General features: G+C 66.9%; 6 protein-coding genes. 2 read left to right on the plus strand and 4 right to left on the minus strand.

Annotated features, from left to right (window positions below):
• Positions 1 to 867 carry an EAL domain-containing protein gene (locus tag ACZ6TV_RS54960; RefSeq protein ID WP_465309702.1) on the plus strand — a complete coding sequence of 289 codons (867 nt, stop codon included), beginning with the start codon at positions 1 to 3 and terminating at the stop codon, positions 865 to 867.
• Between the two features lie 79 nt (positions 868 to 946).
• Here ACZ6TV_RS54960 and ACZ6TV_RS54965 read toward each other — a convergent pair whose 3' ends face one another.
• From ACZ6TV_RS54965 to ACZ6TV_RS54975, 3 genes are all read right to left on the minus strand, one after another.
• A complete protein-coding gene (locus ACZ6TV_RS54965) occupies positions 947 to 2,968 on the minus strand; it encodes a diguanylate cyclase domain-containing protein (protein WP_465309704.1) in 2,022 nt (673 codons plus the stop codon).
• Between the two features lie 519 nt (positions 2,969 to 3,487).
• Positions 3,488 to 3,832 (minus strand): histone-like nucleoid-structuring protein Lsr2, encoded by a 345-nt coding sequence (locus ACZ6TV_RS54970; RefSeq protein WP_465309712.1) that lies wholly within the window; start codon positions 3,830 to 3,832, stop codon positions 3,488 to 3,490.
• Between the two features lie 969 nt (positions 3,833 to 4,801).
• Entirely contained in the window at positions 4,802 to 5,164 is a 363-nt protein-coding gene (locus ACZ6TV_RS54975) for an STAS domain-containing protein (protein ID WP_465309706.1), read from the minus strand.
• A gap of 660 nt (positions 5,165 to 5,824) precedes the next feature.
• Here ACZ6TV_RS54975 and ACZ6TV_RS54980 point away from each other — a divergent pair.
• Positions 5,825 to 6,100, plus strand: a complete 276-nt coding sequence (locus ACZ6TV_RS54980; RefSeq protein ID WP_465309708.1) for an STAS domain-containing protein — start codon at positions 5,825 to 5,827, stop codon at positions 6,098 to 6,100.
• Between the two features lie 174 nt (positions 6,101 to 6,274).
• Here the strand turns inward: ACZ6TV_RS54980 and ACZ6TV_RS54985 are convergent, their stop codons facing one another.
• The gene (locus tag ACZ6TV_RS54985) at positions 6,275 to 7,153 is read right to left on the minus strand and encodes an IS5 family transposase (protein WP_465309710.1); all 879 of its coding nucleotides are present in this window, start codon (positions 7,151 to 7,153) and stop codon (positions 6,275 to 6,277) included.
• Positions 7,154 to 7,388: the final 235 nt, after the last annotated feature.

A 7,388-nucleotide genomic window follows, 5' to 3' on the forward strand; every position in this document is an offset into this window, starting at 1 on the left:
GTGTTGGATCAGCCGTTGTCGCCGCGACTGTTGGAGCTGATCCGGGCGGGCCTGCCGTTCCGGGAGGTGCTCGAGTTCACCGAACGGGCATTGACGAGCGTGCCCGGCAGCTTGTTGCGCATCGCCGGCCAGGTGCAGCAGTGGGGCAACAGCATCGCGCTGGACGACGTCGGAGTCGACCCGATGTCGCTCGCGCTCGTCCCGGTCCTCGAACCAGAGGTGATCAAGCTCGACATTGGCCTGCTCCGCTCCCCCCACGCCGAACACACTCAGGCCGTCTGCGCGGTGGTCCGGGACGAGGCCGAGCGCACCGGAGCGGTCGTGGTGGCCGAGGGCATCGAGACCAACGAGGATCTCGTGACCGCCCGGACGCTCGGAGCCCGGTGGGGGCAGGGATGGTTGTTCGGCCGCCCCGGAAACATCGACCAGGCCGGCCATCACTACGACCCGACCGCGGTGACCGCGCTCCGACCGCCGCGGCCAGGGTTTCACCAGCCCGCGGGGACACCGTTCGACGTCGCCGCCGCCGCCGGGACGGTCGGACCGGGCACCCCGGCGGCAGTCGCGGCAGCGCTGACCGCGATGCGGAACGCGGTTGCGGCCGATGACACCGCCGTAGTCGTCGCGTCCGCCCCGGACCGCGCCCTTCCGGGGGTCCCCGTCACCGTCGATGACCTGATCGGGCGCGCCCGGTCGATGATCCTGCTGGACGAACCGATCCCCGACGAATTCGCCGCGGCGGTGATCGGCACCGGCTACGGCTTCGCGGTGTGCGCACGATGGTCGGAGGTCCCGCAACTCGTCTGCCTCGATCAGCTCCCTGCGGTCGCAGCCGTCGCCCGCGTCCTGCTCAATCTGCACGGGTAGCACGTCAGCCAGCCCGCCCACAGGGAAGCCAGACAGACTGCATGCATGCATGCATGGGTGAGGTGGGCGCCCCTGACGCTCACGTGGCCATGGTTAGGTGAACGGCGGACTGTCCGGCACGGCGCCGCTTGGCGGTGTACATCGCCTGGTCTGCCTGTCGTAGGAGCTCGTCGGGTGTACTGCCGGTGCCGGACACAGCAACGCCGATGCTGGCATGGATACCCAAGTGCTGACCGGTGATCACGGTCGGCTGGGCAAGCCCGTCGATGATCCGACCGGCGACGGCCGCAGCAGCGGTGTCGTCGAGCAGCCCTTCAGCGAGGACGACGAACTCGTCGCCGCCCAGCCGGACCACGAGGTCGGTCGGCCGCACGCTGTGCAGGAGCCGTACCGCGACAGTCTTGAGAAGTTCGTCACCGATGTGGTGGCCGAGGGTGTCGTTGATCGTTTTGAAGTCGTTGAGGTCCAGGAGCATGACCGCGATGGGATGCCCGGTGGATTCCGCGCTGGCAAGCGCTCGGCTAAGTCGGTCGCGGAGCAGTGCGCGGTTTCCGAGACCGGTGAGCGGATCGTGGGTGGCCTGTCGGATGAGGGTTGCAGTCAGGTCAGCGGCGTCGAGCGCCAGCGCTGCCTGAGCGCGCAGCGTCTCAAGGGACCTGCAGACGTCGGGAGGAAGTATGGCGTCGGCGTCGACCAGCAGGGCACCGGTGAGCCGATCCTTGGCGACGGTCGGCATGAGCAACGCGGTATGCGGGCCGTTTGCTGGGCGGTCGAGCTCGGAGAGGCCCAGCCTGCGCAACGGCGGCGCGTCAAGGGTCGCTCCGTCGGCAAGCAATGCCAACATAGTGACCTCAGGTATCTTGACATCGAGCAGGGTATGGGCATCGTCGCCAGCGGCGGCATGCACCATCCAGGCGCTCGGATCCTTTGGGTCGGGCCCGATGAATGCGCTCCGCCGGCGCGGATAGTCGGCCAGCATGGTGGTGACGGCGACGACCGCGAGACGGCGGATGGCGTGGATGTCGCGGATGGTGAGCAGGGCGGTACCGGTTTCGGCTAGGTGCAACCCGCGGGCAATCATCTGGCGCTGCGCCGCAAGGCTGGTGTCACGTTCACGGACGAGGCGCGCGTTGTCGCGCAGCGCGACGATCTGCCGTGCAGCAACCAGTGCGGTCAGGGTGATGGCACCGCCAAGGACGGTCCAGGCCCGGGCGTCCAGCCGGGCGGTGAGGGCGACGATCAGCAGGGCGTAGGTGGCAAGGACCGCGCCGTACGGTAGGGGGCTGAATGCGCGGGAGCGGCCCAGGGCGGGAGTATGTGCGGCACCCCCTATGGTGAGCTGGGCCAGCGCGCCGGCGATCAGCAGCGCGCGGCCAGCGGTGACGAGGGCGAGGACCAGGTGCAGGAATCGGGTGTCTTGCAAGACCGGGATGAGCGCTGAAGAGCCGAACTCGGCGACGCCGGCCGCGGCGAGCAGCGTCATCGCGGCCGGATGAATACCGGCGACGCCGGCGAGCAGGAGCCGAGAGACCCCGAATAGCGCGACAAGCCCGACCGCACCTTGCGCCATGGTCGTTGCGGTGAGCAGTAGGTCGACGTGGTTGGCCAGTGCCGGTGCGATGGAGAAGTACCAGAGGAAGACCGCGCCGGCGAGCAGAACGGTGGCCATGTCCAGGCCGAGCCGCAGCCGGCTCGATGACCACGCGGTGCGTGCCGGGAGGCACAGCACTGCGGCGAGGGCGAGGATCACCATGAGCAGGTCGGTGAGCTGCACGACGACCAGCCCGATCGGGTAGCGCAGATTGTCGTGAGCGAACGTCGAATAGGTCGAGGCGAGCTGGCTCGTGGCGGAGGCGCCTTGGCCGATGCCGAGCAGCCGCCAGCACCACCGGCCCCCGTTCGCGGTCGACCGGGTGCCTGCGTGCCAGCACAGCGCGGCGCCGACACCGCCGAGCGGCGGGCCGCAAGCCCGGAAGATCCGGACCTCGGTCGCCCAGCCGCCCACTTCTGCGGCCTGCAGCACGATGCACACAACAGCGAGCACCAGCGCGGCTACCCCGGCGATGCGCGCGGAGCGCTCCGGTCGGCAGGCGCGCGTCATAACGGTCCCATCGGCACACGTTCGGCCATGTTGAGGGTGTAGTACTGGGCCCGACCGGAGTGGCGTTGCGCCCGCTGCAGACCGCCGACGATCGTGCTGTCGATCATGTTCGTCGACGGGCTGCGGCAGCGTTCGCAGCGGGTGGCCGATCGGCTTAGCCTGTGTTACCGCTGCGGTGTTAAGTGCCGATCTGCAAGTTACGAAAACCGGCCGGTCCGGAAGCGTAAACACCAGCATTCGATGGGTAAGGGTTGGAAAGGCCCGGCTTCGCAGCGTTGCTTGCTGCGCTTGGACTTCAGGTGCGCATGTCCCGTAGCGTGTGCTGCTCCACCTCACGCGAATCAGCGCCCCTGACGTGCAGGTGATGGTCAGGACACAGGCACGGGTCGACCACATGCAGCGGTGATGACTCGGGCGCACGAGCAGCTACTTTCGATCAAGGCCCATCAGTCTCGAACCGCCTAGCCACCTGCGACAGCGACTGCCCGATTCCCGTCGCCACGCATTGCGTCGATCGAGCTATCGGTTTCCGCGTGTCTGGTACTGGTCGATCACTTCGTGGGAGAAGCGTCCGCGAGGTGCGACGGTCATGCCTTGGCTGGCTGCCCATTCGCGGATGGCACGGTTGCGGTCGCGTTCGGCACGGCCAGATTCGGCCACTGTCGTCGGCTTGGCCCGGCCTCGTCCACCGGCGGACTGCCCGTTGCGGATGCGTCTGCTGGCTGAGACGAACGGTGCCAGTGCCACGCGCAGCTTCGCCGCGTTGGCCGCGGTGAGGTCGATCTGGTACTCGACGCCGTCGACGCTGAATGCCAGGGTCTCGTCCGCAGGCTTACCGTCGATGTCGTCAACGAGTTCCTGAATGACGCGTCATACCATGGCAATGCCTTCTCGTGGCGATGAATCAGGTTGTGGCGACACCCGAGCTGCTGCTGGATCTGTGCCATGGCCTTATTAAGCGGTCCGCAGTACTGGGTGTCCCGCATTGCGGGAGCCCAACAGTTTTGATCCTATCTGCCGTCGCGGTCGACTGCTTGACTGGTGTTCATAAACGGTGTCGGATGCGGGTTCGGCGGTAGCGCGGAGCGATGATGGGGATGCGATGCGATAACTGAAACCAGCAGCGTGGTGGCTGCGAATCTGTGCCGCGGTTTCACCGCGACGCGCGAGCTGGGAATTCGCCGCGCGTGCGTACCAGGCCTGGTCCCTGCATGCGCCGGGTTTGGGACAATCCCGCCGATGATTTCAAGATCGTGAAGTGTCGAGCTCGTGAATCGACAGGCCATGCTCCGCATGACTGCGCGAACAGCGGCAGCTCGTTCGCCCTCACCGATGTCGGCATGCCATGACCTCGAGTGTCCGCTGGCCTCACGGATGACGGTGGATCATAGATGCTCGTCCAGTTCGACATGCGCCTGGCGGGACGAGGCGTTCGGGCCATCACCTACTCGACGAGCAACACCCTGTCGGTGCGCGCTCGTCGGAGGGCAGGGCCGTGACGATACGTTCGGAATACCTCAACGGCACGCGCCGATCGCCTTACGTCAGCCGCCGTCGTGTGAGCGGCGTCATGGTCCTCATGCGGTGCGACGCCGAAGAGCAGCCCCCACGGCATGCACTATACGGGTCTCCCTCTGAGAAGTCGCGGGCAGCCCTTGCCGCTCCGGTCTCGGGCGAGACGAGGCGGGAGCGACGCTGCTTCGGTCCGTCGGCGAATGGCGACAATCCCGTCGGGCTAGAGCGGCCCGTGACGGGATCCAACCCTCGACGGGGCAGGCCCGGCGCTCGGCATGCCGCTTCATCGAGGCGGCTCGGACCGATCGAGCGGGCAGATCACGTTCGAGGTTGGATAGAGCCGGACGAGCCCACATCGGCATCGCCGATGCTTGCGACGATTGTGAACACTCGGTCCAATGCGGTCATTCGGAAGATCCGCAGCAACCGCTCATGCGGGGTGGCCAGTGTCAGCCCATCTCCCCCACCGTCACGCAGACGTTTGTGCACGCCGACGAACACGCTCAGCGCGGTCGAGTCCAGGAACGCCACCTCGGTGAGGTCGACTATCAACGCCGTCGCACCGTCGTCGATGCAGCCGTGCAAGACCTGCCGCAGTTGCGGGGTGGTAGCGATGTCAAGTTCACCTGAGACCATCACCATGGCCCCGCCCGGTACGTGCGTTACGGCGATGTCCACCATGGGCCTCCCGACAACCTGCGGCCAGACGCCCGCGCCGATACATCGTAGGCCGATACTTTTGCAGACCGCACCCGGCGCCCACCGTTGTCCCGGCGTGCGTGGATGTCTGCCGCCCAGTCGCGACCCGAGCATTGAGATTGCACCGCCGGACATCGCAACGTGCACACGGGCGGTGATCCTGGCGCTGATCCCGTGTCAGGCCCGCGGCGTACGTCCGAGATCAAGCCTCACCGTTCGGAGGCACGGGCCCGTCCGGTCATCCGATCATTCGGCTACGAACGATCAAATCGTAGCCACTCCTTCATGCGCGTTATACGCCTCGACCACGTGCGTCATACGTCTCGACGCATGCCGCACGTGGTCGAGCCGGGACCGCCATGGACGGCCGGCACAGGCGCTGGGGACGTATCCGGTAGCGAGGCTCGGCTGGCGCCCAAACACCGGAGGCCGCAGGTGGATCGGCGACGCCCAGGGCGCACACGGCGGCTCACCTCGACGACGGCAACGCCATGCGCACCTGTTGTTGTCCGACACGCTGTAGGTCTTGACGCCAGCATCCAGGTACTAGGCCATTCCGGCCCGATCCGTGCCTGTCCGGTGCCGGACCTGATCGCGCCGCTTGGCGGTGGTCGCTAGGCTGCGCGCTGGCACCGGCAGCCTGTGCTCCTGCACAAAGGCATCGGTCGAGCCTTCGGCACCTACGCGAAGGAGGCAGATGTGCAAACCAATGCAGTATCGGGTGCGACCTCGCCGGCGGCGTTCACAATCACCGTCGGCGGCATCGACGCGACGCCCAGCACGACGATTGTGCGGGTCGGCGGCGAACTCGACTACGCAGGAGCACAACCGCTCCGGCGAATGCTCGCCGGACAACTCGACGGCCCGGCCACCACAGTCGTGATAGACCTCATCATCACCGGCGCCGTTCTCGACTGACACGTCCGTTGGCAACGGAGAGCGAGGCTCACCTCGCCGAGGCAGCCAGACCGCCACAGATCGGCAGATTGAACGTCAGCCGGTGCGGCAATGTGATGGATGCCCTTTGCTGAGCTCCTGGTCCTCAAATGCCGCAGCGCTACCTGCCGTCGTCGCCTAGGGGCTGTATCGAAGTCATAGCCATTCGTTGATCGCGGCGATGTGGAGAGTGGCTTCGTAGCGGACCGCGAGCTTGTCGAACCTCGTGGCCACACCGCGGTTGCGTTTGAGCCGATTGATGCCGCACTCCACAGCGTGGCGCTGTTTGTAGATCTCGGGGTCGAAGGCGGGTGGCCGGCCGCCTTTCGACCCGAGTTTGCGCCGGTTGGCGTCCTGGTCGGTCTTGGACGGGATGCAGGCTTTGATCCCTCGGCGGCGCAGGTAGCGGCGGTTGGCCCGGGACGTATACGCCTTGTCGGCCAGGACCCGGTCGGGCCGGGTGCGGGGACGGCCGCCGTGCAGCCGCGGTACCCGGATCCCGTCCAGGACCACCGTGAACTGCGGGCTGTCGCCGCGCTGCCCAGCGGTCAGCACGATCGACAGCGGCTTCTGACCCTGTTCACACCCGAGGTGGACCTTCGTGCTCAGCCCGCCACGGGACCGGCCGAGCGCGTGGTCGGCCGGTTCGTCACGGACTCCACCGGGCGGTTCCGCCTGCAGGTCGCCCCGATTCCGTGCCCCAGCCGCGTGTTGATGCGCCCGCGCGGTCGTGGAGTCCACAGACACGTCCCACCCGACCTGCCCGGCCGCGTCTGCGGACGCCTGCAACGCGGTGAGGATCTGCGCCCAGACCCCGGCCCGCTGCCAACGTCGTAACAGCCCGGCCACTGCCGGCCACGACCCATACCAGGGCGGCACGTCCCTCCACGGTGCTCCGACCCGGATCCGCCACCGGATCCCGTCGATCAACTGCCGTTTACTGAACAGCGACGGACGACCCGACCGGCGTGGCTTGGGCAGCAACGGTTCCAGCGTTGCCCACTGCGCGTCGGTCAGGTCATGCCGTCGTGTCACCGCTATGGTGTCCACGAGGTCTCCGGTGCAGGTTCTTCTTGGTCGATGAACCAACTACCGGAGACCTCACTTGTTGTCGATCTCCGACACGCACAAACACGTCAGGGCAGTTCAGACCACACACCCGACTTCGATACAGCCCCTAGGTGACTGGTGTTAAACGATGGTCTGGCCCGGAGGGCCAGACCATCGTTTTATGTCTATTTCAGGTAGTATGCGTGGGTGGCGTTGGGTA

It is taken from the genome of Dactylosporangium sp. NPDC051087 (assembly GCF_055586325.1).